A 26,352-nucleotide genomic window follows, 5' to 3' on the forward strand; every position below is an offset into this window, starting at 1 on the left:
GTGCGCATGAGCCCGGATAACCTGGCTTACGTGATCTACACCTCCGGCTCCACCGGGCAACCAAAGGGCACCTTGCTGGCCCATCACAACGTGCTGCGCCTGTTTGAAGCGACCCAGGATTGGTTCAGCTTCGGCCCGCAGGATGTCTGGAGCCTGTTCCACTCCTACGCGTTCGATTTCTCGGTCTGGGAAATCTTCGGCGCGCTGCTGTACGGCGGCAAACTGGTGGTAGTGCCTTACGAAACCAGCCGCTCGCCGGAAGACTTTTACGCCTTGCTCTGCCGCGAGCGCATCAGCGTGCTCAACCAGACGCCGTCGGCGTTCAAGCAGTTGATGCAAGTGGCGTGCGCCCCGGAGCACGCCGCGTTGCGACCGTCCCTGCGCTACGTGGTGTTCGGTGGCGAGGCGCTGGAGGTCAAAAGCCTGCGTCCATGGTTCGAGCGTTTCGGCGACCAGGCCCCGCAACTGATCAACATGTACGGCATCACCGAAACCACGGTCCACGTGACCTACCGGCCATTGTCCATGGCCGACCTGCAACGGGAAGCGAGCAGCCCGATTGGCGAGTCGATCCCGGACTTGTCGTGGTACTTGCTCGACGGCGATTTGAACCCGGTGGCCAAGGGTTGCATCGGCGAGCTGTACATCGGTCGCGCCGGCCTTGCCCGGGGTTACCTGAACCGTGCCGACCTGACCTGCCTGCGCTTTATCCCCGATCCCTTCGCCGCTGACGGCGGCCGCTTGTACCGCACCGGCGACCTGGCGCGGTGTCGCGCAGACGGCGTCATCGAGTACGTCGGGCGCATCGACCATCAGGTGAAGATTCGCGGCTTCCGCATCGAACTCGGCGAAATCGAAGCGCAATTGCTGGAACAGGACGTCATCCGTCAGGCAGTTGTTCTGGCGCAGCCCGGTCTCAGCGGTCAGCAACTGGTCGCGTACCTGGTCCCAAGCGATGCCGCACTGCTGGAGGCCAGCCCGACCGAACAAGGGCTGTGGCGCGACCGCGTGCGTGCCACGCTCAAGGAAAACCTGCCGGACCACATGATCCCGGCGCACCTGTTGCTGCTGGCGCAACTGCCGCTGACCGCCAACGGCAAGCTCAACCGCAACGCCTTGCCATCGCCGGACGCGAGTCAGGCGCAGCAGGCGTATCAGGCGCCACAAAGCGAGCTGGAGCAGCGCATCGCCGCCATTTGGCAAGACGTGCTGAAGCTGCCGCAAGTGGGCCTCAACGATAACTTCTTCGAACTCGGCGGCGACTCGATCATCTCGATCCAGGTGGTCAGCCGCGCCCGGCAACTGGGGATTCGCCTGAGCCCCAAAGACCTGTTCCAGCACCAGACCGTGCAACGTCTGGCACTGGTGGCGCAGGTGGGTGAAAGCGAATCCGGCATCGATCAACACGCGGTGAGCGGCGCGGCGTTGCTGCTGCCGATCCAGCAGCAGTTCTTCGACGATGAAATCCCTGAGCGGCATCACTGGAACCAGTCGGTGCTGCTCAAGCCACGGCTGGCGCTGGATGCGGAGAAAGTCGAGCAAGTTTTGCAGGCATTGGTGGCGCACCACGATGCCTTGCGCCTGAGCTTCACCCAGCACAACGATGGCTGGGTGGCGGAGCATCAGTCGATTGAACAGCAGCAGCCGTTGCTGTGGCAGGAATCGGTGGCCGATGCCGCTGCCCTCGAAGCCTTGGGCAACCGCGCCCAGCGCAGTCTCGACCTGCAACAGGGTCCATTGCTGCGTGCGGTGTTGGCGACGTTGGCCGATGGCAGTCAGCGTCTGTTGCTGGTGATCCATCACCTGGCGGTGGACGGTGTGTCGTGGCGGATTCTGCTGGAAGATTTACAAAACGCTTACCAGCAAGCGCTCGACGGCCAAACCCTGAACCTGCCGGCCAAAACCAGTGCCTTCAAGGACTGGAGCGAACACTTGCAGCGCTACGCCAACAGCCCGGCGTTACAGCAGGAACTGGCCTACTGGCAAGCCTGCTTGAGCGATGTCAGCACCGAGCTGCCGTGCAAGCGTCTCGACGCTGGCCAGCAGAATCGCCTGGTGGTGAACGTGCAGACGCGCCTGAATCAGGAGCTGACCCGGCAACTGCTGCAAGAAGCTCCGGCGGCCTACCGCACCCAGGTCAACGACCTGTTGTTGACCGCGTTGGCGCGGGTGATCGGGCGCTGGACCGGCCAGGCCTCGACGCTGATCCAGCTCGAAGGCCATGGCCGCGAAGAGCTGTTCGACGGTGTTGACCTGACCCGCACCGTGGGTTGGTTTACCAGCCTGTTCCCGGTGCGCTTGACCCCGTCCGACACGGCGGGCGATTCGATCAAACAGATCAAGGAACAACTGCGCTCGATCCCGCACAAGGGCATCGGTTTCGGCGCCTTGCGTCACCTCGGCGATGCCCAGGCGCAGCAAACCCTGCGCGCACTGCCGAGTCCACGGATCACCTTCAACTACCTCGGCCAGTTCGACGGCAGTTTCGAAGGCGATGACGGCGCGCTGTTCATCCCGGCCCAGGAAAACGCCGGGCTGGAGCAGAGCCTCGACACACCGATGGGCAACTGGCTGACCCTCAATGGTCAGGTGTATGGCGGTGAGCTGAGTGTCGGCTGGAGCTTCAGCAGCGAACGCTTCGACACCTCGACCATTGAGCGTCTGGCCGAAAACTACGCCACGGAACTGGCCGCGTTGATCGCCCATTGCGTGACCCCGGGTGTGCAGGGCCTGACACCTTCGGACTTCCCGCTGGCCGGCCTGAGCCAGGCGCAACTCGACAGCCTGCCGGTGGCCGCGCAGCAGATTGCCGATGTTTATCCGCTGTCGGCGATGCAGCAAGGCATGTTGTTCCATAGCCTCTACGAGCAATCGAGCGGCGACTACATCAACCAGGTCCGCCTCGATGTCGAAGGCCTCGACCCGCAGCGCTTCCAGCACGCCTGGCAAGCGGCGGTGGACAGCCACGACATCCTGCGCACCAGTTTTGTCTGGCAAGGGCAGGTGGCGCGACCGGTGCAAGTGGTGCACAAGCAACTGGACATGCCGTTCAGCGTGCTCGATTGGCGTGACCGTAGCGATGCGCAAACGGCGCTGGATGCACTGGCCGCCGCTGAACAGGTGCAAGGTTTCGACCTGGCCCAAGGGCCGCTGCTGCGCATGGTCGTGGTGCGCCTCGATGACCAGCGCTGCCATTTGATTTACACCAACCACCACATCCTGATGGACGGCTGGAGTAACTCGCAGTTGCTCGGCGAAGTGTTGCAACGCTACAGCGGCGAGCCGATGCCGGCCCTGGCCGGGCGTTATCGCGACTACATCGACTGGCTGCAACGCCAGGACGTGGCAGTCAGCGAGCATTACTGGAAAGGCCAGTTGGCCAATCTTCAGGAACCGACGCGTCTGGCCCAGGCGATTCAGCGCCAGTCCGTCGAAGAACAACTCGAGGGTCATGGCGAGCGTTATTGCTTCCTCAGCGCCGCGCAGACCCGGGAACTGGGCGAGTTCGCCCGTCAGCAGAAAGTCACCCTCAACACCCTGATCCAGGCTGCGTGGTTGTTGCTGTTGCAGCGCCTGACCGGCCAGGACAGCGTGGCGTTCGGCGCGACCGTGTCCGGTCGTCCGAGCGAGCTTAAAGGCGTCGAGCAGCAAATCGGCCTGTTCATCAACACCCTGCCAGTGATCGCCAGCCCCCGTTCGGAACACACCGTGGGCCAGTGGTTGCAGAGCGTGCAGGCGCAGAACATCACCTTGCGCGAGCATGAACACACGCCGTTGTTCGACATCCAGCGCTGGGCCGGCCAAAGCGGCGAAGCGCTGTTCGACAACATCCTGGTGTTCGAGAACTACCCAGTGTCCGAGGCCCTGGAGCAGGGCGCCCCGTCGGATTTGCGCTTTGGCAACGTCAACAACCACGAACAGACCAACTACCCGCTGACCCTGGCGGTGAACGTCAGCGATGAACTGTCGCTGCATTACAGCTACCAGCGCGCTCAGTTCGCCGATTCGGTGATCGTGCAGTTGAGCCAACACCTCGACACCTTGTTGCAGCAAATGGTCCAGTGCGGCGAAGCGACCCTCGGTTCGCTGAACCTGCTGGGCAGTGCTGAGCAGCAACTGATGGTCGAGCAGTGGAATGCCACCGGGGTTGCCTACCCGCTGGAGCAGGGCGTGCACACCCTGATCGAAGCCCAGGCCCGACGTACACCAGAGGCTGCGGCGCTGGTGTTCGGCGAGCAATCGCTGAGTTACGACCAACTCAACGCTCGCGCCAATCAGTTGGCCCATGCCTTGATTGCACGCGGTGTCGGCCCGGATGTGCTGGTGGGCATCGCGGTTGAGCGCAGCCTGGAAATGGTCGTCGGCCTGCTGGCGATCCTCAAGGCTGGCGGCGCCTACGTGCCGCTGGACCCGGAATACCCGCGTGAGCGTTTGAGCTACATGATGGCCGACAGCGGCATCGATCAGTTGCTGACCCAGCCGCATCTGCTGGCCAGCCTGCCGATTCCCGATGGCGTGCAGACCCTGTGCCTGGAGGCGTCCGGCGCCGATTTTGCCGCGTTCCCGAGCAGCGATCCGCAGGTCAGTTACGAGGCGAGCAACCTCGCTTACGTGATCTACACCTCCGGCTCGACTGGCATGCCGAAGGGTGCGGGTAACTCGCACAAAGCGCTGACCAACCGTTTGATGTGGATGCAGCAGGCTTATGGTTTGGGCGCTGGCGACACCGTGTTGCAGAAGACGCCATTCAGTTTCGACGTCTCGGTCTGGGAGTTTTTCTGGCCGCTGATGACCGGCGCGCGTCTGGTGGTGGCCGCCCCGGGGGACCACCGTGATCCGGCGAAGCTGATCGCGTTGATCAACCGGCAACAGGTCAGCACGCTGCACTTCGTGCCATCGATGCTCCAGGCGTTCCTGCAAGATGCCAACGTGGGCAGTTGCGTCAGCCTGACGCGGATCGTGTGCAGCGGTGAAGCGTTGCCGGTGGACGCGCAGACCCAAGTGTTCGCCAAACTGCCGGGCGCCGGGTTGTACAACCTGTACGGCCCGACCGAAGCGGCCATCGACGTGACCCACTGGACCTGCCGCGATGAAGGTCGCGACGGCGTACCGATTGGCCAACCGATTGCCAACCTGACCACGTACATTCTCGACAGCGGCCTCAATCCGCTGCCCATCGGCGTGGCGGGCGAGTTGTACCTTGGCGGCGTCGGCCTGGCCCGTGGTTACCATCGTCGTGCCGGGTTGAGCGCCGAGCGTTTTGTCGCCAGCCCATTCGGTGATGGCCAGCGCCTGTACCGCACCGGTGACCTGGCGCGGTATCGCGCTGACGGCGTGATCGAATACGTCGGGCGCATCGACCATCAGGTCAAGCTGCGTGGCCTGCGGATCGAACTGGGGGAAATCGAAGCGCGGCTGATGGAACATGCCGCCGTGCGTGAAGCGGTGGTTGTTGCGCAAGATGTATTGGGCAGCAAACAATTGGTGGCGTATCTGGTGCCGGTGGATCCGGCTAATGTCGATGCCGCCGAATCCCTGCACGATGACCTGACTACCTGGTTGGGCGCCAGCCTGCCGGACTACATGATCCCCGCGCACCGCGTGTGGCTGGCGCAGATGCCGCTCAGCCCCAACGGCAAGCTCGACCGCAAACGTCTGCCGGCGCTGGAATTCGCCGCTTCGCAACAACACGTCGAACCGGCCAACGCCACCGAAAAAACCCTGGTGGATATTTGGCAAGCGGTGTTGGGCCTGGAGCGGATCAGCACCACCGACAACTTCTTTGCCCTGGGCGGCGACTCGATCATCTCGATTCAGGTGGTCAGCCGTGCCCGTCAGCAGGGGCTCGAGCTGAGCCCCAAAGACCTGTTCCAGCAACCGACCATCCAGCAACTGGCCCTGCGCGTGCAAGCCACGGTCGGCACACACCAACCAGCGGCGACGCTGATCGACATGCCGCTGCATGGCTTGAACGACGCGCAATTGGCCGCGTTGCCATTGCCCGAAGGTCAGCTCGACGGTTTGTACCGTTTGTCACCGATGCAGCAGGGCATGCTGTTCCTCGGCTTGAACTCGCCGGACGGCGACCTGTACATCAACCAGTTGTGCATTCCGGTGCAAGGCCTGGAACCGCTGCGGTTCAAGGCTGCATGGGAAGCGGTGAGCCGGCGTCACGACATCCTGCGCACCGGATTCCTCTGGCAGGACATGGCCGAGCCGCTGCAATTCGTCCTCGCCGATCCGCAACTGCCCATCAGCCTGCTCGACTGGCGCGAGCAGGACCATTCGCCCGAAGCCTTGCAACAACTGGCCGACAGCGAACGGGCCAAGGGTTTTGACCTGGATCGTCCGCCGCTGCAACGCCTGACCCTGGTGCAAGTGGGCGAGGACAGCTATCAGCTGATCTGGACCTATCACCACATCCTGATCGACGGCTGGAGCAGTTCGCAGTTGATCGGCGAAGTGCTCAGCCAATATTCCGGCCAGGCCTTGCCCGAGGCGGTGCCGTACCGTCGCTACATCAACTGGCTGCAACAACAGGATGCCAACGCCAGCGAAGGGTTCTGGCGCGAGCAACTGGCGCAACTGGATGAGCCGACCTATCTGGCGGACGCCGTGCCGCGTATTGGTCAGGGCCACGGTCACGAAGCGCTTTACAGTCGCCTCGGCGAAACCCGCACCGAGCAACTCAAAGCGTTTGCGCAATCCCAGCAAATCACCCTCAACACGTTGGTGCAGGGTGCGTGGCTGGTGCTGCTCAGCCGTTACAGCGGTCAGCGTTGCGTGGCGTTCGGCGCCACGGTGGCGGGGCGTCCGGCGAGTCTGCCGGCGTCGGAATCGATCCTCGGCCTGTTCATCAACACCTTGCCGGTGATCAAGGACGTGCGTGCCGAGCAGGCGGTCGGTGACTGGTTGCGCGACTTGCAGGACTTCAACCTGGAAATGCGCGAACGCGAATACACGCCGCTGAGCGACGTGCAGCGCTGGGCCGGACGTGCCGGGCAATCGCTGTTCGACAGCATCATCGTGTTCGAGAACCACCCAATCGACCAGGCCCTGCGCGAATGGCGCGACGACTCGCTGAAGTTCGGCGAAACCAACAGCGCCGGCCTGACCAACTTCCCGATGGACCTGATGGTCACCCTCGAAGAAGGCCTGGTGATCGAGTACATGTTCCTGCGCGAGCATTTCGACCTGGCGACCGTGGAAGGCATCCGCAGCAACATGGAAGGCTTGCTTGCGGCGCTGGCCGAGGACGCGGCGCAGCCACTGGGCCGGATTGGTCTGGTGACCGGGCAGGCGTTGCCGATTGCAGCCGTGGAATCGCAAAAAGCTGCGGCGCCGGTTCATCAGCGCATCGCGCAATGGGCTGCGCCGCTGGGCGACAAAACCGCCGTGATCTTCAACGGGCAATCGTTCAGCTACGGCCAGATCGAGGCCCGGGCCAATCGCCTGGCCCATGCGTTGATCGCCGAAGGCGTCGGCCCGGAAGTGCGGGTCGGCGTGGCGTTGCCGCGCAACGAAAACATGATTGTCGCGCTGCTGGCGGTGCTCAAGGCCGGCGGTGCCTATGTGCCGCTGGACGCGACGTATCCCCGTGAGCGTTTGAGCTATTTGATGCGTGACTCCGGGATCGCCTTGCTGCTCAGCGATTCCAGTTTGCGCGATGTATTGCCGAGCCAGGACAACCTGCACGTCATGGCCCTGGATCAACTGGACCTCGACGGGCAGCCAAGCCACGCGCCGCAGATCGACGTACAACCGGGCAACCTTGCCTACGTGATCTACACCTCCGGCTCCACCGGGCAACCGAAGGGTGTCGGCGTGGCCCACGGGCCGCTGGCGATGCACTGCCAGGCCATCGGTCAGCGTTATGAAATGAGCGAAGCCGACTGCGAATTGCACTTTATGTCCTTCGCCTTCGACGGGGCCCATGAGCGCTGGTTGACCACCCTGACCCACGGCGGGCGCTTGCTGATCCGCGACGACAGCCTGTGGACCGCCGAACAGACCTACACCGCGCTGCACGAACATGGCGTCACCGTGGCGGCATTCCCGCCGGTGTACTTGCAGCAACTGGCCGAACACGCCGAGCAGCAGGGCAATCCACCGGCGGTGCGCATCTACTGCTTCGGCGGCGATGCAGTGCCGGCGGCGAGTTTCGAACTGGCCAAGCGTGCGCTCAAACCGCAACACATCATCAACGGCTACGGCCCGACCGAAACCGTGGTCACGCCACTGATCTGGAAGGCGGGCGTCGAGGATGAATGCGGCGCGGCGTACGCACCGATTGGCACCGTGGTCGGTGAGCGCAGCGGTTATGTGCTGGACAGCGACCTCAACCCGTTGCCGGCCGGTATCGCCGGGGAACTGTACCTGGGCGGCGCGTTGGCCCGGGGTTATCTGGGCCGTTCGGGCGGCACCGCCGAACGCTTCGTCGCCAACCCGTTCAGCGCCGATGGCAGTCGTCTGTACCGCACCGGCGACCTGGTTCGCCAGCGCGAGGACGGCACCATCGACTACCTGGGACGCATCGACCATCAAGTGAAGATTCGCGGTTTCCGCATCGAACTGGGTGAAATCGAAGCGCGGCTCAAGCAGCAACCGGGGGTGCGCGACGCTGCGGTGGTGGCCCGCGAAGGTGTCAGCGGCAAGCAATTGGTCGGCTACGTGCTGGCCAACGCCGAGGCTCCGGCGAGCGGTTTGTGCGAGCAATTGCGCGAACAGCTCAAAGCCAGCCTGCCGGACTACATGGTGCCGACGCACCTGGTGTTGCTGGAGCGCATGCCGCTGACCCCGAACGGCAAACTCGACCGCAAGGCCTTGCCGAGCCCCGAGGCGGATCAGCGTCAGGAACACGTGGCGCCGAGCACCGAACTGGAAAAAGCCCTGGCGAAAATCTGGCAGGACGTACTGAAAATCGAGCGCGTGGGGCTGACCGATAACTTCTTCGAACTGGGTGGCGATTCGATTCTCAGCCTGCAAGTGATCGCCCGCAGCCGACCGCTGAAGGCCCAGGGCCTGAGCTTGAAACTGCGCGACCTGATGCAGAAACCGACCATCGCCGAACTGGTGGCCAGCACCCAGGGCAGCGCCGAGAAAACCTCCGGGTTGTTGGCGATGAACGCCGAGGTCAAAGGTGTCGCGCCGCTGTTCTGCATCCATGCCGGTTTCGGCACGGTGTTCGACTACGAGCCATTGGCCCGGGGTTTGAGCGGTCAACGCCAGGTGCTGGCGATCCAGTGCCGGATGCTGCTCGATCCGGCCTGGAACGATGTTTCGTTGGAAAGCATGGCCAGTGCTTACGTGGCGCAGATCCGCGAGAAACAGCCGCAGGGGCCGTATCACCTGTTGGGCTGGTCGTTGGGCGGCACGTTGGCGATGCTGATGGCGGCGCAACTGGAGCGGGAAGGGCAGAGGGTGGAATTTGTCGGGTTGGTGGACAGCTTCGTGCCGTCGGCGGCGATCAATGCCGGCGCGGTGGATGACTGGCAAGCCGACCTGCGGGACTTCCTGCGGGTGACGTTGGGCGATGCCGCACAAGGGCTGGTGATCGAGGGTGAAGAGACAGCGCAAAACATACGGGCGGTGCTGACTACGGCGATGACCGCAGCGGCTTCGACTTACGCGGCACTGGGCGCCGATGAGTTGGCCCATGTGTTCGGCGTCGCCCGGCGCCTCAAGCGGTTGTCCCTGAAGCTGGATCGCTGCACGGCGCTGCAGGTTGAACCGAGCTGCTGGTGGACCCTGGGCCGTGAAGACGAAGCCGTCGAACTGGCCGGGCAACTGGGCCAACCGGCGCTGGCCGGGGAATGGATCGATTGCGGACACTTCCAGATTCCACGGGATGAAACTTTCCTCGCCGAGGCTGAAGAAATGCTCGGCGAGATCGTTGAGTCAGTAGCCCTGTCATAACACTGGAAACCGGTCGGGCGTGCTGCCCGGCCGGTTTGGAGAATTGGTAATGTCGTTGAACCCTGATATCGCCGCATTCCTGGAACTGGTCGGCAACGGCCGGGCCAGCGGCAAACGCGTGGGCATGCATGAGCTAAGCCCCGAACAGGCCCGCGAACAGTTCGATCAGTCGTCGCTGTTGATGGACGCGGGCGGTGAAGCACTGGAAGTGGTCGACGAACTGCAAGTGCCGGTGCGCGACGGCACGCGCCTGAACGCACGGATCTACAGTAACCACTCATTGGAAAAGGGCGCCAAGCGTCCGGCGCTGTTGTATTTCCATGGCGGCGGTTATGTGGTCGGCAGCCTCGATTCCCATGACTCGCTGTGCCGTGCGTTGGCGGTCATGGCCGATTGCGTGGTGTTGTCGGTGGCCTATCGGCTCGCACCGGAGTTTCGTTTTCCGACGGCGGCCGATGATGCGCTGGATGCGTGGAACTGGTTGGTGGCAAATGCCGATGAATTAGGCATCGATGCTTGGCGTCTGGCGGTGGGTGGCGACAGCGTGGGCGGCAGTTTGGCCACGGTGCTGGCGGCACAGCAGTCGGTGCTACCGTTGTTGCAGGTGTTGATCTACCCGGTGACCGATGCCAGCCAAAGCACGCCATCCATCGAGCGTTATGGGGTGGGGCATTTGCTGGAGAAGGATTCCCTGCATTGGTTCTACGAGCACTATCAGCGTGACGTCAGCGATCGTCTGGACCCGCGCTTCTCACCGTTGCTGGCCGAAGTCCCGGCGCACATGGCCCCGGTGCTGCTGATCCTCGCCGAATGCGACCCGCTGCACGACGAAGGCGTGGCCTATGCCCGGCATTTGCAGGCGGCGGGGGTGGACGTGGAGCTGAAAATCTTTGAGGGCATGACCCACGACTTCATGCGCATGGGCGCGATCATCGACGAAGCCGAAGAAGCGCAGCAACACATCGCCGAACGATTGGTGCGAGTGTTTGCGGCGGGGTGATCGGTTGCATCAGCAACAACCCAACGCCGGCATTTGCCGGCGTTTTGCATTCCATCAAACACCCTAAATCCCTGTAGGAGCGAGGCTTGCCCGCGAAGACGGTGTGTCAGTCACCATCAATATCGACTGGCAGACTGCTTTCGCGAGCAAGCCCGCTCCCACAGGGTTTTCTGCTGACTTTAGATCCCTGTAGGAGCGAGGCTTGCCCGCGAAGACGGTGTGTCAGTCACCATCAATATCGACTGGCAGACTGCTTTCGCGGGCAAGCCTCGCTCCTACAGAGGTTTGGTGGGGCTGGAAACGCAAAACGCCGGCATCCGCCGGCGTTCTGGGTAGCGTGGAGCCTGTTACCAGTTGTAGGTCACATCCGCTGTCACGGTACGGCCTTCGCCGTAGTAGCAGTCCAGGGTGCTGTTGCAACTGGCGACGTATTTCTTGTCCTGGAGGTTTTCCAGGTTCAGTTTCAATTTGGTGCCTTTGATGTGCAGCGGCGATTTTTGCAGGTCGTAGGAGACCATCGCGTCGTACACGGTGTAGGACGGAATCTGGAAGGAATCTTCCTCGTAGTCCGAACCGTAGCTGCTGCGCACATAACGCAAGCCGATGCCCGCGCCCAAACCACTCAACACGGTGGAAGTGTCGAAGTCGTAGTTGACCCAGGTCGAAGCGGTCAGCGGCGGGCTCATGGCCAGGGTGCGGCCTTCGCGACCGTCGTTCACGCTGCGCCATTTGTTCTGGTTACGCGAGACCGCGGCCAATACGCGCAGGTTCTGGGTGACGTTGACCTTGCCTTCCAGTTCCACACCGCGAGACCGCACCGAACCGCTCTGGCTGCTGAAGCCGGGGTTTTGGAGGTCGTTGGTCAGCATGTTGTCCTGGTCGATCTGGTACGCCGACAACTGAATGAAGCCGTCGACGAACGTCGGTTCATATTTGACGCCCACTTCATACTGCTTGCCGGTGGTCGGTTTGAACGGCTTGGAATTCATGTCGACGCCGGTCTGCGGCAGGAACGATTCGGAGTAGCTGACGTAAGGCGTCAGACCGTTTTCAAATTCGTAGCCCAGGCCCGCGCGGCCGGTGAATTTTTCATCTTTGATGTTGGAGTGAGTCCCAGCCAGCGGCTCTTTGTTATCGGTCTCGGCGAAGTCATAACGACCGCCCAGGGTCAGGAACCACTGGTTCCAGCGCAACTGATCCTGTGCGTACAGGCCGGTCTGCTTGATGGTGTTGTCCCAGCGATACGGTTGGGTGAAGTTGAACTCACTGCCGTAGACCGGGTGGTACAGGTCGATGCCCGGCCCCTGGCGGTCATACAGGCCAAGGAACTTGGTGTTGAAGTGGTAGTAATCCACGCCCAGCAGCACGGTGTGGTCCAGCTCACCGGTCTTGAACTTGGCCTGGGCGGTGCTATCGATGCCGTAGACCTTGTTGGTCTGCGACCAGTCCACGCCGAAGCGGCTCTGGTAGCTGTTGTCATCCCGCCCGGTGACCGGGTTGGTCGGGAACGAATAGCCGTGCAGTGGCGCGACGTATTGGTCGTCGAGGTAGGCGTAGCTGCCGCGTTGCTTGAAGGTCCAGACGTCGTTGAGTTCGTAGGACACGTCGTAGCCGGTCACGAACTGCTCGCGATCGTACTTGTTCAGGCCCGGTTCGCCGATGAACAGCTTGCGGCTGATCCGGCCGTTCGGGCCTTTGTACACGGTGCCTTCAGCCGGCAGGCCTTGTGCTTCCGGGGTATCGCGGTCCTTTTGATACTGGGCGAACACGGTGACGCTGGTGCGGTCGTTCGGCAGCCAGGTCAGGCTTGGCGCCAGCAGCATGCGGTTCTGGTCGGCGTAGTCGATTTCCGAATTGCTGTCGTTGACCAGGCCGGTCAGGCGATAGAGGAATTCACCTTGATCATCGATCGGGCCGCCGAGGTCGAAGGCGCCGTACTTGCGATCATAGCTGCCGCCGCCGAGCACGATTTCGTGCAGCGGGGTGGCGGTCGGACGCTTGCCGACCATGTTGACGATACCGCCAGGCTGGTTCTGGCCGTACAGCACCGACGCCGGGCCTTTGAGCACTTCGATGCGCTCCAGGGTGTACGGGTCGATCTGCAGCGAACCGCCGGTGCTGCCGCCGCCATAAGGCAGGTGCAGGCCGTCGAGGTACAGCGGGGTCGGGGAGAAGCCACGGGAGGTCGGCTCGTCGAACATCTTGACCCGGTCGGAGAAGCCGCCACCGGTCATGCCGGCGGTGTAGCGCAGGGCCTCGGAGACCGATTGCGCGCCGCGCATCTTCACTTCATCGGCGGTGATGACGTTGACGGTCTGGGGGATTTCATTCAACGGGGTATCGGTTTTGGTGCCGGTGCCGCTGCGCTTGGCCACGATCCCGTCCACCGGGCCATAGGCCGATTCCTGGGTCGCGGAAATGCTGGTCGGCGCCAGGTCCAGGGTGTTGCCACCGCTGCTGCGCGCACGCAGGGCTACGCTGTTGCCATCCACCGAGTAGGCGATGCCGGTGCCCTGGAGCAACTGGGCCATGGCGGCGGCCGGTTCCAGGTTGCCGTTGACCGCCGTGCTGTGCAAGCCGCTGACTTCATCCGGGCTGTAGAGCACTTGCAGGTTGGTCTGGCGACCGAATTCCTGCAGGGCGCTGCCCAGCGATTGCGCTGGAATATTGATCGCGGCGGTCTGGGCCTGGGCCTGGCCGATCATCGGCAACGTCAGGGCCAGGGCGCAAAGGGCCGGCAGGGTCGGGCGCAGTGAATGGCGGATCAGCAGAGCCTTGGCGAGCGGGTGGAGTCCGTGCGGTGCGGGCATTATTCTTCTACTCTTCAAAGTGTTGACTGAGAACTATTTCTATTAACTGTTAGTGAGACGTTGAGCCCTCCGGAAACCGGAAAGACTCCACGTCTTTTTTTTACGAAATTTTCACAATCAAGCGGTTTGAAGTTCGGTGACCACTTTGCCGGCGTCCATGCGCACCAGTTGATCGGCCACATCGAAGTAACGATCGTCGTGGGAAATGACGATGATGGTCTTGCCCAGACGTTTCAGGTCCGGCAGCAATTCGGTGTAGAAAATGCGCCGGAAGGTCGGGTCCTGGTCGGCGGCCCACTCATCGAACACCAGCACCGGACGTTCCTCCAGCCACGCATTGACCAGCGCCAGACGCTTGCGCTGGCCGGTGGACAGGTCGGTGGTGGTGAACGAACCGTCGCGCACGCTGACCTTGTGCGCGATCTCCAGGCGTTGCAGGTATTTGTTGGCGTCTTCCGGGATATGCGTGTCGCCCTGCACCACATCGTCGAACAGGTAGTAGTCGGCGAAGATCGTGGTGAACAACTGGCGGTAATCGTCCCGGGTCACGGCGGTGACCACTTGATCGTTGAGGCGGATTTCGCCGTGCTGCGGCGCGTACAGACCGAGCAGCAATTTGATCAGCGTGGTCTTGCCACAACCGTTTTCGCCGACGATGAAAATAATGTCGCCCTGATCGATCTTCAGGTTCACCGGCCCGAGGCGGAACGGCGCGCTGCCTTCGGTGGCCGGGAAGCTATAGGACACCTCGTTCAGTTCCAGGCTGTGCACCACGGTGCTTTTGTGGCCCTGATCGCTGAGCAGCAGGTGCGGCTCCGGCGAAGAAAACTGTTCGGACAAATCGGCGATGCGGCGGAACGCGATCTGCGCACGGCTGACAATCGGCAAGGTGCCGATCAAGTGCTCCAGCGGGCCTTTCATGTACAGCAACACCAGCACGAAGCCGCTCATCACCGCTTTGTCCGCGCTCGGCCACAGCGATTGCAAGGCCAGGGCGAGGCCGATCACCACGAAGAACAGCATCGAGCCGAGGGTCTTGGCCACCACGAAAATATTCACCGAACGCACTTGGGTGTCGCAGATCTTGTCCGCCGTGGCCTCGATGCCCGAGACGAACATGCGATGCCGGCGCGGACGGTGGATGCGCAGTTCCTTGGCGCCTTCGGCCACGGCGTTGTAGTGCTTTTGCAGCTCGTCTTCGTAATCCCGGGCCTTCATGAAACCCATCATGCCGCGCCCACGGGCGATGTACTGGATGACCGTGCCGATCACGATGGCCACGACCATCATCAGGAACATCGGCCACGACAACATCGCCAGGTAACCCATGCAACCGAGGGTCACGGTCAGGGAAATCGCCAGGGGCGCGAAGGCGAAGGCGAAGTCGCTGATGGTGTCGACGTCGTGGGTCAGCACCGGGATCAGGCGATGGCTGCGGTAGCGTTCGATCTGCTCGATGGGCGCCGACAGCACTTTCTCGCCCAGCTCTTTACGCAGCTTGGCGATGATGTGCTGGCCGACGTAGTTGGTGCCGATGTCGGAAAAAATCGAGCTGATCAATGCCAGCAGGCACAGCCCGGCGAACGCGCCGACCACGGTGTTGGTCAGGCCGCCCTCGGAGTGCAGCACATTATTGATGGTCGCCAGCAACGCGGTGACGCTCAGACCGCCGACCATGCCGAGCAGGATGGAGCCGGCGACGATCAGCCGAAAGGGTTTGAGCAGGGTGAACAATTCATTGATCACCCCGCGTGTTGGTTTGCTCATGGAGGTTCCCTGCTTGAAAAGAGTGGCGACGGCCGGGCATCGCTGAAGGACATAGAGGGCGGTGGCGCGCCGCTGACGGACGCGCACACCTATAGAACGACTGGCGGGATGGCTAATTTAGCGGGGCTTACAGGTCCCGGGCGACGCGGAAGCCGATCCAGTCGCCACGATCACCGGGCACCAAGGCGTTGCGGTTGCCGGAGCGGGAGAACACCGGCGCTTCGCCCCAGTCATTGCCGCGAATGCGCTTGAACTGGCACTTGCCGGTCAGCCAGGCGCTGCCATCGCTTGGCGCGCCAACGTAGTCTTCGTTGTAGCAATCGGCGGTCCATTCGTAGACGTTGCCGTGCATGTCGTACACGCCAAACGCATTGGGCGGAAAGCTGCCGGCCGGGGCGGTGAAGTTGTAGCCATCGGCCGCGCCGTAGGTATTGGCGTGTTTGGCGATGCTGTATTCCTTGCCCTCATCGAAGGGGAAGGGGAACGGGCCGCTGGTGCCGCCGCGAGCGGCGTATTCGCGCAGGGACTCGCTGACCAGTCGATACTGCTGGCCGGTTTTCTTCGACAGCCACGCCACGTAGGCGTTGACCTCGGCGAAGTCCATGCACACCGCCGGATGCTTGTTGGTGTACTCGTAGCGCGGGATGCCGGCCTTGCATTCGCGGCCCGGGCGGTCGTCGCCGTCGGGCATGACGTAGCCGGTGTCGCGGATATAGGCGTCCCATTCACCCTTCAACACCTGGAAGCGGCTGATCGCCAGGGGCTTGGCGAAGGTCACCGGGTGCATCGGTCCTTCGTCGGGCTCGCGGCCGACTTCATCCTCCGGGGTGCCCATGGTGAAGGTGCCGGTGGGCAGCACGACCATTTCCGGGCAGTCCTTGCAGTCCTTGAACACCTTGCCCGGTTTTGCCGGTTCGCTGGCCTGGGCGATGCCCGGCGCGAGGCTGACGGCCAGGGCGGCCAGCAGCAGGGCCGGGAGCGCCTTCAAGGAAAAACTTCGCAGGTCACTGTTCATCATTGATCTCGATACAGGTTCAAAGGGTTTTGTCGAGCACGGCCAGCAATTGGTCGATTTGCGCCTCGGTGTTGAGCAGGCCCGGCGCGGTGCGGATCACCGGCCCGACGTCACGCTCGACGGCATCGGCGACCACGCGGTTTTTCATCAGGTAGGCGGCGATCTTGTCGCTGTCCTTGCCCTTGACCCGGAAGAAGGTAAAACCGGCCGACAGTTCCGGACTCAACGGCGTGACCAATTCCACCTGCGGACGTTGTTGCAGGCGTTTTTTCAGGTAGCTGTTCAGCTCATGGATGCGCGCCTGGACTTCGGCCTTGCCCAGTTGCAGGTGCAACTTGAAGGCTTCATCCAGCGCCCAGCGATGCTCGAATGCGTGATAACCACCCGGGGTCATGGTGGTGGAAAAATGCTCGGCCTCGGAGAAGGTCGGGATGATCGGCGTGACGTATTTGACCTCGGTGCTGCGGCTGCACACGATGCCGGTGCCCCGGGGGCCGAACATCCATTTGTGGGTGCCGGCAATAAAGAAGTCGCAGTTCATGGCCGGGAAGCTCAGGTCGTCGACGCCAAAACCGTGGACGCCGTCCACCAGATAGATGATCCGGTCCGCGTCGCTGCGGTTGCGGTTGTGCTTGTCCACCAACGCGCCGATCTCGCTGATCGGGGTTTTCACGCCGCTGCTGGAGTGCACCCACGTCATGCCGAGTACCCGGGTTTCGGGTTTGATGCTGCGGTCGATGGAGGCGAGGATTTCTTCCTTGGTGACCGTCTGCGGATCCTTGAACAGCCGGATCTTGCGCACCTTGGTGCCGTCCCGTTGCGTGCGCAATTCGAGGATGGTGTGGGTCGCGTAGTGCTCGTGTTCGGTGGTGAGGATTTCCTGGTCCGGGCGCACGTGCACGCCGCCGTAGATCATCGCCAGGCCTTCGGTGGTGCTACCGGTCAGGGCGATTTGCCTGGGGTCGGCTTGCAGGTATTTGCCGGCCCAGACCCGCACGTTTTCTTCCCGCTGCTCGATCACGCCCAGGTCCCAATCCATCGCCAGCCCCGGATTCTTGTCCAATGCGGCGCGGTGCATTTCGATGGCGTCACGCACCGGTTTGGGGTGGGTGGTGATCAGGAAATTGGAGAAGTGCAAGTAGTCCGGGTCTTGATTGAACAACGGCTGCAACTGCGCCCATTTGCCCTTGGGTTGCGGTGCAGTCGTGGCGGCGCTGGCGACATTGTTCAGGCCCGCGCCCAGGGGCAGGGCAGCGGCGAGAATCCCGGCCTGCTTGAGAAAGTCTCGACGATTGCTCATGGCTTGGCGGCTTCCCGGGCAGAAATCAGCGCGGGTTTGGACAGTTTTTCCACTTGATCCCAGACCCGCAGGAAATTGCCACCCCACAGCTTGGCGATGTCCGCTTCGGAGTAACCGCGAGACAACAACTCGGCGGTGACGTTGCGGATTTCGCCAACGTTTTCCCAGCCTTTGACCCCGCCGCCTTCGTTGAAGTCGGAGCTGATGCCGACGTGGTCGATGCCGATCTTGCGCACCGTGTAATCGATGGCGTCGCCCAAATCCTTGAGGCTGGCCTTGGGTTCTTCGTCGAGGATCGCGTAGAGCTGGCTGGCGTACTCGCCGAACTTCTGCTCGGACCATGCGGCGATGATCGGGTCACCCGGCATCAGGGCGTAGGCGAGGTTCGGCAGTGGCGGCAGGTCGAAACGGGCGCGCAGGGCGTTGAGTTTGTCCTGGGTGCCTTGGGTCAGCGGGCGCAGGTATTGGGAGAAACCGACGATTTGCACCACGCCGCTGCTGTTCTTGATCAGCTGCAACTCCTTGTCGCTGAGGTTGCGCGGGATATCGACCATGGCGCGAGGTGCCGAGTGTGAGGCCACCAACGGCGCACGGCTCAATTGCGCGACTTGCTCCAGGGCCTTGGTCGACATCTGCGACACGTCGATGATCACGCCCAAATCATTCAGGCGCTGCACCGCTTGCTTGCCGATGTCCGACAAACCGTCGAGGGCGTCCGGTGAATCATTGAAGAACGGCAGCGGGCGCGAGGAGTCGGCCCAGTCGTTGTTGCCGACATAACTGAAGCCGAACATGCGCATGCCCCGGGCGGCCCACAGGTCCAGCAGGTTCAGGTCATGGCCCAGGGGATAGGCGTTGAGCATGCTCATGAAAATCGCGAACTTGCCTTCGCCGTGCAGGCGCCGGAAGTCGGCGGGGGTGTAGGCGATGGCGACCTGATTGGGGAAGTCGCGAACCATGCCGGAAATGATCTTGTAACGGATCTCCTGCTGGTTGCGCGCTTCGGCGACAAAACCGGCAGTGGGTTTGTGCGGCGCGTTGGGGCCGTTCCACAATTCCGGCCAGCCGAAAATCGTCAGCGCCGCGCCAGACAGGCGTCCGCGATTGGCTTTGACCAGGTCGAACTGGCCGGTGCCGTCCTTGTCGATTTCGTTGCCGACGGTGCCAAAGTCCTGGGGCACGGTGATGTGGCTGTCGAACGAAAGCATGTGTTCGTGCAGCTCATCGGCCTGCTGGATGACTTTGAGCGGGTAGCCGGGGTTGTCCCTGAACCAGTGATCCCAAACCGCAAAACCTGCACCGGCGCTGATCGCCAGGGCCAGCGGCAGGCCGATGTAAAGAGCCTTTTTTGAACGTGGTTTTGTCATTGCCATCTCAGTCAGGTTCGCCGCCCCGGTGCGGGCGCAGGGGCCTTTGCTATCTGGGAAGAACGAGTGATCGACTGGGAAATTTAGGTGGATGTGATGGCCTCTTCGCGAGCAAGCCCGCTCCCACAAGGTTGATGTGATTCCTGTAGGAGCGAGGCTTGCCCGCGAAGCTCTTAAATTTCTGGCGGCGATGAACGTTCTAGCTTGGATAAAGCCTGCTTCATGGCTGACACAGGTAGGGCAATGACGATTTCTCGACGATGGTTCATGGCGGGCCTGGCGCTGACCGGCGCCGCCGTGCCTGCGGCTTTTTATGGGCATCGCGAATGGACGAAGCCGGACCCGACGATCACCCCCGGTGAAGCGTCGTTCAATGTGGCGGACGTCGCCGGCCAACGCCTGGCGGATGCCTTGCGTGGGGTCTGGAGCATTCGTTTCGAGGGCCGCGATGCCGGTCTCGACGGCGTGCCCCGTGACGGCCTCGAAGTGTTTCTCGACATTGGCCATAAGGGCTGCGGGGTCAGTGGTTTTCTCGACACCGCCGAGCGTTTGCGCAGTGCCGATGCGCCGCGCTACCGGATCTTCGGCGACCTGGCCGACACCGATGCCGCGCAGTTGAGCTGGCGGCTGGTCGGTGCCAATGGCAGCACCGATTACGAATTCAACATGCGCCTGGACGAAGTCTGGGCCGCGTTTGGCAACGCCGGCAGCGGCAGCCTCAGTGGCCGGGTGTCGCGCCTTGATCGCCCGTTGGCCTTGCCGATGCAGGACAACCGCTTTATCGCGGTCAAACACCTGTTCCCCGAAGCCCGGGAGCGCACCGGGCTGAACCCGCCGCTGCTGGCGTGGCTGGTGTCGCCGGAGCATCGGTTGTTTCACCAGCTCTGGCATGCGTCCCGGGACAAATGGCACACCCTGTCCGAAGACAAGCGCAATGCCCTGCGCGGCATTGGCTGGCAACCCGGACCCCGTGATCAGGAGCGCGATGCCCGGGGCAAGCACAAGGATCGCAACGGCTCGGGCGTCGATTTCTTTTTCATGCACCGGCACATGCTCGGCACCGCACGCTCGATGCAGGAGTTGCCGTCCTGGCAATACTTCCCGTTGCCGCAGCCGGAACTGGTGCGCGATCGCGTCGGTTTCGCCCGTTATTTCGACAACCACGACGGCACCGCGCTACCGCCGACCTGGCTGGCCGAAGGCGATGACGAATACACCCAATGGGTCGCCGATCTGAAGACCGCCGAGACGTATCAAACCAATTTCCAGGTCTGGGAATCGCAGTACCGTGATCCGCAGTACCTGTCGAAGTTGACCCTGGGCCAGTTCGGTTCCGAAGTGGAACTGGGCCTGCACGACTGGCTGCACATGCGTTGGGCCTCGGTGCCCCGCGATCCTTCCAACGGTGCGCCAGTGCCGCTGGCCCGGGACCTGGACGACTTTGCCGCACGCTGGTTCGCCCCGGAAAACGACTTCCTCGGCGATCCGTTTTCCTCCCACGTAAACCCGGTGTTCTGGCATTTCCATGGCTGGATCGATGACCGAGTGGAAGACTGGTTCCGCGCCCATGAGCGTTTCCATCCGGGTGAAGTCAGTCGTCTGGAAGTCAACGGCGTGCACTGGTTTGCGCCGGGGCGCTGGGTTGAAGTCGATGACCCATGGCTCGGCCCGACCACCCACGGCTGCAGCACCACGCCGGGGTTGCAGGCCAACAAGTCCGTGGAAATGGACCCGGAAACCATGAAACTGGCCCTGCGCATCACCTTCGGCGAAGACGAAAAGAAACTCGCCGACCTGTTCCGCCGCGTGCCGAAACGGCCGTGGTATGCACGCAATTTGAAGGCCAAGGAACGTTCGGCCTGATACCGCGTTATCGTTCATTCGCGAGCAAGCTCGCTCCCACAATGGTTCTTCAGCGCACACAGAGTTTACGCCTGAAACACATCCCCTGTGGGAGCGGGCTTGCTCGCGAAGGGGTTATCACCTGCAACATCTATTAGCCTGACAGACCGCTTTCGCGAGCAAGCCCGCTCCCACAAGGGATCTTCAGCGCACACAGAATTTGCGCCTGACACAGATCCCCTGTGGGAGCGGGCTTGCTCGCGAAGGGGCCATCACCTGCAACATCTATGTGCCTGACAGACCGCTTTCGCGAGCAAGCCCGCTCCCACAATGGTTCTTCAGCGCACACAGGATTTGCGCCTGACACCGATCCCCTGTGGGAGCGGGCTTGCTCGCGAAGGGGTCATCACCTGCAACATCTATGTGCCTGACAGACCGCTTTCGCGAGCAGGCTCGCTCCCACAAGGGATCTTCAGCGCACACAGAATTTGCGCCTGACACAGATCCCCTGTGGGAGCGGGCTTGCTCGCGAAGGGGCCATCACCTGCAACATCTATGTGCCTGACAGACCGCTTTCGCGAGCAAGCTCGCTCCCACAAGGGATCTTCAGTGGACACAGGATTTACGCCTGACACACATCCTCTGTGGGAGCGAGCTTGCTCGCGAAAGCGGTCGGACTGCCAACGCGATCACAACGCCTGCCACCCCCCACCCAACGCTTTGTACAACGCAATGCTCGCCTGCAGCCTCGATAGTCGCAGTTGCACATTCAAATCCTGCGCCGCGTACAGCGTGCGCTGGGTTTCCAGCACGGTCAGCAAATCCTCGGCGCCCGCCTGATAACGGCTCTGGGCAATGTTGAATGCGGTTTGCGCCTGGCTCAACTCTTCACCTTGCCACTGTCGCTGTTGATTCAGCCCACGAATGCTGTTGAGGGCTTTTTCGACGTCGGCGAAGCCGTTGATGATCGCGCCGCGATAGGTGGCCAGCAGTTCTTCCTGTCGCGCCGTGGCTTTGTCGCGTTCGGCGCCGAGGCGGCCGTTGTTGAAGATTGGCGCGACCAGTCCGGCGGTGAGGTTGTAGAACGGGCTGCGCATGATGTCGGAGAAGCTGTTGGCCCCCGAACCGATGTTGGCGCTCAGGGTGACGGTCGGCAGCATGGCGGCGCGGGCGACGGTGACGTCGGCCTGGGCGGCTGCCAGTTGCGCTTCGGCGCGGGCGATGTCCGGGCGACGGCTCAGCAGTTCGCTGGGCAGGCCGGTGCCGATACTCGGCCATTGCAGGCTATCGAACGCTTCCTGACTCAGGCTCAGCTCCTGAACCGGCCGGCCGAGGAGGGTGGCGAGGCTGATCAACGCGTCCTGGGCCTGTTGCTGCACCAGTGGCAATTGCCGTTGTTGGGCGGCCACCAGGCTCTTCTGCTGGGCCAGTTCCAGGGCCGTGGCTGAGCCTGAGTCGAAGCGGGTCTGCACCAGTTTCAAGACGTTTTGCGCATTGGCCAGGTTCAACTCGGCGATGCGACTTTGTTCACGCAAAGACAAGGCTTGCGCATAGCTGCTGGCCACGCCGCTGAGCAAAGTCAGCTCCACTGTCGCTTGATCAAACTCGCTGGCCTTCAACCCAAACTGCGCACTGTCCCGGGACGCCCGTTTACCGCCCCAGAAATCGATTTCATAACTCGCACTGAGATTGGCATCAAAGTAATCCACCGCCTGGTTGCTACTGTCGGCATCGAGCTGACTGTAGCCATTGCCCCGCAGCAATTTCTGCCGGTTGGCATTGCCCGCCGCTTTAATTTCCGGCAACTGCGAACCCCCGGCAATTACCGTCCCGGCCTGGGCCTGGCGCACCCGGGCGACCGCTGCCGCCAGGTCAAAACTGCCGACCCGGGCCTGTTCAATCAGGCGATCCAGTTGCGGGCTGCCGAACTGCGTCCACCATTGCCGGTTATCCAGCGTGGCGCTGTCGCTGTGGGGCGATTGCCAGGTGGCGGGCGGTGCGAGGCCGCTGTCCGGGCGCGGGGCAGGGTTGGCGCAGGCGCCGAGCAGCAGGCAGAGGGTCAATAGACTGAGGGGCGGCTTCATAGGTCGATCATTCACTGGTAAGGGCCGTGACCGGGTCGAGCCGGGCAGCTTTGCGGGCCGGCATGAAGCCGAAGACAACACCGGTAACGAGGGCGCAGCCGAAGGCGCCGAGCACCGCCATCAAGGAAAACGCCACGGCGACTTCGCTCAGCACCAGCACGCCGCCGACGATCAGCGCCAGGGCAATCCCGGCCAGGCCGCCGACCACCGAGAGCATCACCGCTTCGGTGAGGAACTGGCGCAGGATGTCGCGTTGCCGGGCGCCGGTGGCCATGCGGATACCGATCTCGCGGGTGCGTTCGCGCACGGTCATGAGCATGATGTTCATCACGCCAATCCCGCCGACCAACAGCGAAATCGCTGCAATCGAACCGAGCATCAGCGACAGGGTGTTCTGGGTCCGGGCCTCGGCCTGGATCATCGCCGCGTTGTTGGTCAGTTCGAAATCCTGCTTGCCGTTGTGCAGGCGCAGCATCAATTGCTTGATCGCGATTTCCGCTTCCTTGACCTTGCGAGCGTCAGCCGCGGCGATGGCCACGTATTCCGGATTGTGCGTGCCGAACAGCCGCACACTGGCCGCCGAATAAGGAATGGCGATGCGGTTGTCGCTGTCGGTATCCCCGGAACTGGCACCTTTTTCCCCGAGCACGCCGACCACCTGGAACGGCACGTTTTCGATGAGGATGTACTGGCCGATGGGGTTGGCGATGTCCTTGAGCAACTTGGTGCGCACCTTGTGCCCGATCACCGCCACGGCGGCGGCGTTCTGTTCGTCGGCCTCGGTGAAATAGCTGCCCTGGACCACCGGCCAATTGAAGATCGCCGGGAAATGGGTGTCGTTGCCGCCGACGTAACTCATGTGGTCGACGTTGCCAAAGCGTACCCCGGCCTCGGCGCCATTGACCGGCATGATCTGCCGGACTTGCGGCAGGCTGGCCAGGGTGGCGACGTCATCGAGGGTCACCACCCCCGGCGGCGTGCGCGGGTTTGGCGCCGAACCGCTGAGGTAAATGATGTTCGAGCCGAAGGCGCCCATCTGCGCCATGACCTGGCGTTTGCTGCCTTCACCGACCGCGAGCATGACCACCACCGACGCCACGCCGATGATGATCCCCAGCAAGGTCAACGCGGTGCGGAAGCGGTTGATCCACATCACCCGCCATGCCGCGTGCACTGCATCCACCAGTTCACCTTTCCAGGCCCCGGTGGCTTCGGCGCCTTCACTGAGACGCTTGCGCAGGTCCACCGCTTGCAACGCACCGGGGTTGGCCGAGGTGTGTGCGGTGGGATCGTCGTGGGCGCTGTCGTGGATGATCAGGCCGTCGCGGATTTCGATGATGCGCTTGGCCCGGGCCGCCACTTCGCGGTCGTGGGTAATCAGAATCACCACGTGGCCCTGGCTCGCCAGTTCGTCGAGCAGGGCCATGACCTCGGCGCCGCTGTGGCTGTCGAGGGCGCCGGTGGGTTCATCGGCGAGGATGATGTGGCCGCCGTTCATCAAGGCGCGGGCAATCGACACCCGCTGCTGCTGGCCGCCGGAGAGCTGGTGCGGACGGTTGCCGGTGCGCGAAGCCAGGCCGAGGCGGTCAAGCAGGGCGGCGGCGCGGGCGTGGCGTTCGGCGGCCGGGGTGCCGGCGTAGATCGCTGGCATCTCGACGTTTTCCTGAGCCGAGCCGGACGGGATCAGGTGATAGCCCTGGAACACAAAACCGAAGGCTTCGCGGCGTAGCCAGGCCAGTTCATCGCTGTCGAGCTGGGCGACGTTTTCCCCGGCGAAGCGATACTCGCCCGAGGTTGGCCGGTCGAGGCAGCCGAGGATGTTCATCAACGTCGATTTGCCGGAGCCGGAAGCCCCGACAATCGCCACGAATTCGCCGGCATGGATCGCCAAGTCGATGCCGCGCAATACGTGAACTTCCGGAGCGTCGCCGCCGCCATAGGCCTTGCGGATGTCTTGCAGGTCGATCAAAGGCGTTTGCATTCAGCCGCCACTCCCGTCGGCCGGGCCGATCAACAGGTGATCGCCTTCTTCCAGGCCATCGACGATCTGCACTTTCAGACGATCACTGATGCCGGTGCGCACCACCCGTTGTTGGATGGCGCCGTTTTTCGCGACGACTTGCGCGGTCTGGCTGTCCGCCTGGGGGCCACCCTGCAACGCGGCAATCGGCGCGGTGAGGACGTTTTTCGCCTGGTTGGAAACGAAGAACACCTGGGTGGTCATCTCCGCCATCAAGGCGTTGTCGGCGTTATCGACGTCGAGCAACACCGTATAGAGCACCACGCGGCCGGTGCCGCTTTTACTCGAGCTGGCGGGACTGCCGCCGCCCTGGCTGGTCTGGTCCAGGGGTTTGGGCGGGATCGGCAGAATCTGCCGCACCGTGCTGCTCCAGCGTCGGTTACCGCCGCTCAACGTCGTGAACCAGGCGTTCATGCCGGGTTTGACGTGGCCGATGTCCGCTTCTGAAACTTCGGCCCAAACGGTCATTGGCGACAGTTTGGCGATACGCAAAATCAACGGCGTCTGTTGCTGGGCGTTGAGGGTCTGGCCTTCCCGGGCATCGAGGGCGACCACGGTTCCATTCATGGGCGCATAAATACGCGTGTAGCCGAGTTCAGCCTGATCGCTGCGCAGGCTGGCCTGGGCCTGGCGGATCTGCGCCTGGAACATGTCGACCCGAGCCTGGGTGGCACGCAGTTCGGCCTGGGCGGTTTGCACGTCTTCGGTACGGGTGGCGCCACCGGCGGCGAGGTTCTGCTGGCGCTGGAATTTCTGTCGGGCCAGTTCATGCTGGGCCTTTTGTTCTTCGAGCTGGGCCTTGAGGTTGTCGATGGAATAACGCCCGGCGTCGAGTTTGGCCTGTTGGGTCGATGGGTCGATCTCCACCAGCAGGTCGCCTTCCTTGACCACATCGCCGACTTCCACATGGATCTTGTGGATCTGCCCCGAAGCCTGCGCACCGACATCGACATAACGTCGCGGTTGTAAGGTGCCGAGGGCCGTGACGCTGCTTTCGATGTCGCCACGGCTGACTTGCACCGTGGCGAACTGATCGCGGCCGGGGGGCAGGATCTGCCAGGCGGCGACGGCGATAACGGGGATCAGACACAGTGCTACAAGCAAGGCGCGTCGTGCGGTGCGGGGACGTTTCATGCAGGGTTCCGGCCAATGGAATTCGGCCCGTCGCCCGCAAGCCGCACCCAATCGGGCGACAGTCGGGCGCTGTCGCAGGGCGACAGACACGGGGAGCT

At 62.7% G+C, this 26,352-nt stretch carries 11 protein-coding genes (1 of these 11 running past the window's edge); 3 read left to right on the top strand and 8 right to left on the bottom strand.

Annotation, left to right across the window (positions count from 1 at the left end):
• Nucleotides 1-9,915, top strand: partial view of a non-ribosomal peptide synthase/polyketide synthase gene (locus BK665_RS28620; RefSeq protein ID WP_123409882.1) — the 3' portion only. The gene continues 5,121 nt to the left of window position 1, outside the view; the window shows 9,915 of its 15,036 coding nt (coding positions 5,122-15,036); the start codon falls outside the window, past its left edge; it ends in the stop codon at nucleotides 9,913-9,915.
• A gap of 49 nt (nucleotides 9,916-9,964) precedes the next feature.
• A complete protein-coding gene (locus tag BK665_RS28625) occupies nucleotides 9,965-10,915 on the top strand; it encodes an alpha/beta hydrolase (RefSeq protein WP_123409883.1) in 951 nt (316 codons plus the stop codon).
• A gap of 347 nt (nucleotides 10,916-11,262) precedes the next feature.
• Here BK665_RS28625 and BK665_RS28630 read toward each other — a convergent pair whose 3' ends face one another.
• From BK665_RS28630 to pvdM, 5 genes are all read right to left on the bottom strand, one after another.
• Complete coding sequence (locus tag BK665_RS28630) at nucleotides 11,263-13,725, bottom strand: TonB-dependent siderophore receptor (protein ID WP_123409884.1); 2,463 nt, start codon at nucleotides 13,723-13,725, stop codon at nucleotides 11,263-11,265.
• A 117-nt stretch (nucleotides 13,726-13,842) separates the two neighbouring features.
• Nucleotides 13,843-15,492, bottom strand: a complete 1,650-nt coding sequence (locus BK665_RS28635) for a cyclic peptide export ABC transporter (protein WP_123409885.1) — start codon at nucleotides 15,490-15,492, stop codon at nucleotides 13,843-13,845.
• Nucleotides 15,493-15,619: 127 nt separating this feature from the next.
• Nucleotides 15,620-16,507 (bottom strand): dihydropyoverdine dehydrogenase, encoded by an 888-nt coding sequence (pvdO, locus tag BK665_RS28640; protein ID WP_123409886.1) that lies wholly within the window; start codon nucleotides 16,505-16,507, stop codon nucleotides 15,620-15,622.
• Nucleotides 16,508-16,526: 19 nt separating this feature from the next.
• Nucleotides 16,527-17,807 carry a pyoverdine-tailoring periplasmic protein PvdN gene (gene pvdN / locus BK665_RS28645; RefSeq protein WP_123409887.1) on the bottom strand — a complete coding sequence of 427 codons (1,281 nt, stop codon included), beginning with the start codon at nucleotides 17,805-17,807 and terminating at the stop codon, nucleotides 16,527-16,529.
• Nucleotides 17,804-19,174, bottom strand: a complete 1,371-nt coding sequence (gene pvdM, locus BK665_RS28650; RefSeq protein ID WP_123409888.1) for a pyoverdine-tailoring dipeptidase-like protein PvdM — start codon at nucleotides 19,172-19,174, stop codon at nucleotides 17,804-17,806. The genes pvdN and pvdM overlap by 4 nt, the downstream gene beginning before the upstream one ends.
• Before the next feature lie 243 nt (nucleotides 19,175-19,417).
• Here pvdM and pvdP point away from each other — a divergent pair, with 243 nt between their 5' ends.
• Nucleotides 19,418-21,037 carry a pyoverdine maturation tyrosinase PvdP gene (pvdP, locus tag BK665_RS28655; protein WP_123409889.1) on the top strand — a complete coding sequence of 540 codons (1,620 nt, stop codon included), beginning with the start codon at nucleotides 19,418-19,420 and terminating at the stop codon, nucleotides 21,035-21,037.
• 668 nt (nucleotides 21,038-21,705) lie between these two features.
• Here the strand turns inward: pvdP and BK665_RS28665 are convergent.
• The 3 genes from BK665_RS28665 to BK665_RS28675 are packed head-to-tail and all read right to left on the bottom strand — an operon-like array spanning nucleotide 21,706 to nucleotide 26,254.
• The gene (locus tag BK665_RS28665) at nucleotides 21,706-23,100 is read right to left on the bottom strand and encodes an efflux transporter outer membrane subunit (RefSeq protein WP_123409891.1); all 1,395 of its coding nucleotides are present in this window, start codon (nucleotides 23,098-23,100) and stop codon (nucleotides 21,706-21,708) included.
• A gap of 7 nt (nucleotides 23,101-23,107) precedes the next feature.
• Nucleotides 23,108-25,081 (bottom strand): MacB family efflux pump subunit, encoded by a 1,974-nt coding sequence (locus tag BK665_RS28670; protein ID WP_123409892.1) that lies wholly within the window; start codon nucleotides 25,079-25,081, stop codon nucleotides 23,108-23,110.
• Nucleotides 25,082-26,254: an efflux RND transporter periplasmic adaptor subunit gene (locus BK665_RS28675; protein WP_123409893.1), complete on the bottom strand. Its 1,173-nt coding sequence runs from the start codon at nucleotides 26,252-26,254 to the stop codon at nucleotides 25,082-25,084.
• Nucleotides 26,255-26,352: the final 98 nt, after the last annotated feature.

The sequence above is a fragment of the Pseudomonas frederiksbergensis genome (genome assembly GCF_003732665.1).
Lineage (GTDB): Bacteria > Pseudomonadota > Gammaproteobacteria > Pseudomonadales > Pseudomonadaceae > Aquipseudomonas > Aquipseudomonas frederiksbergensis_G.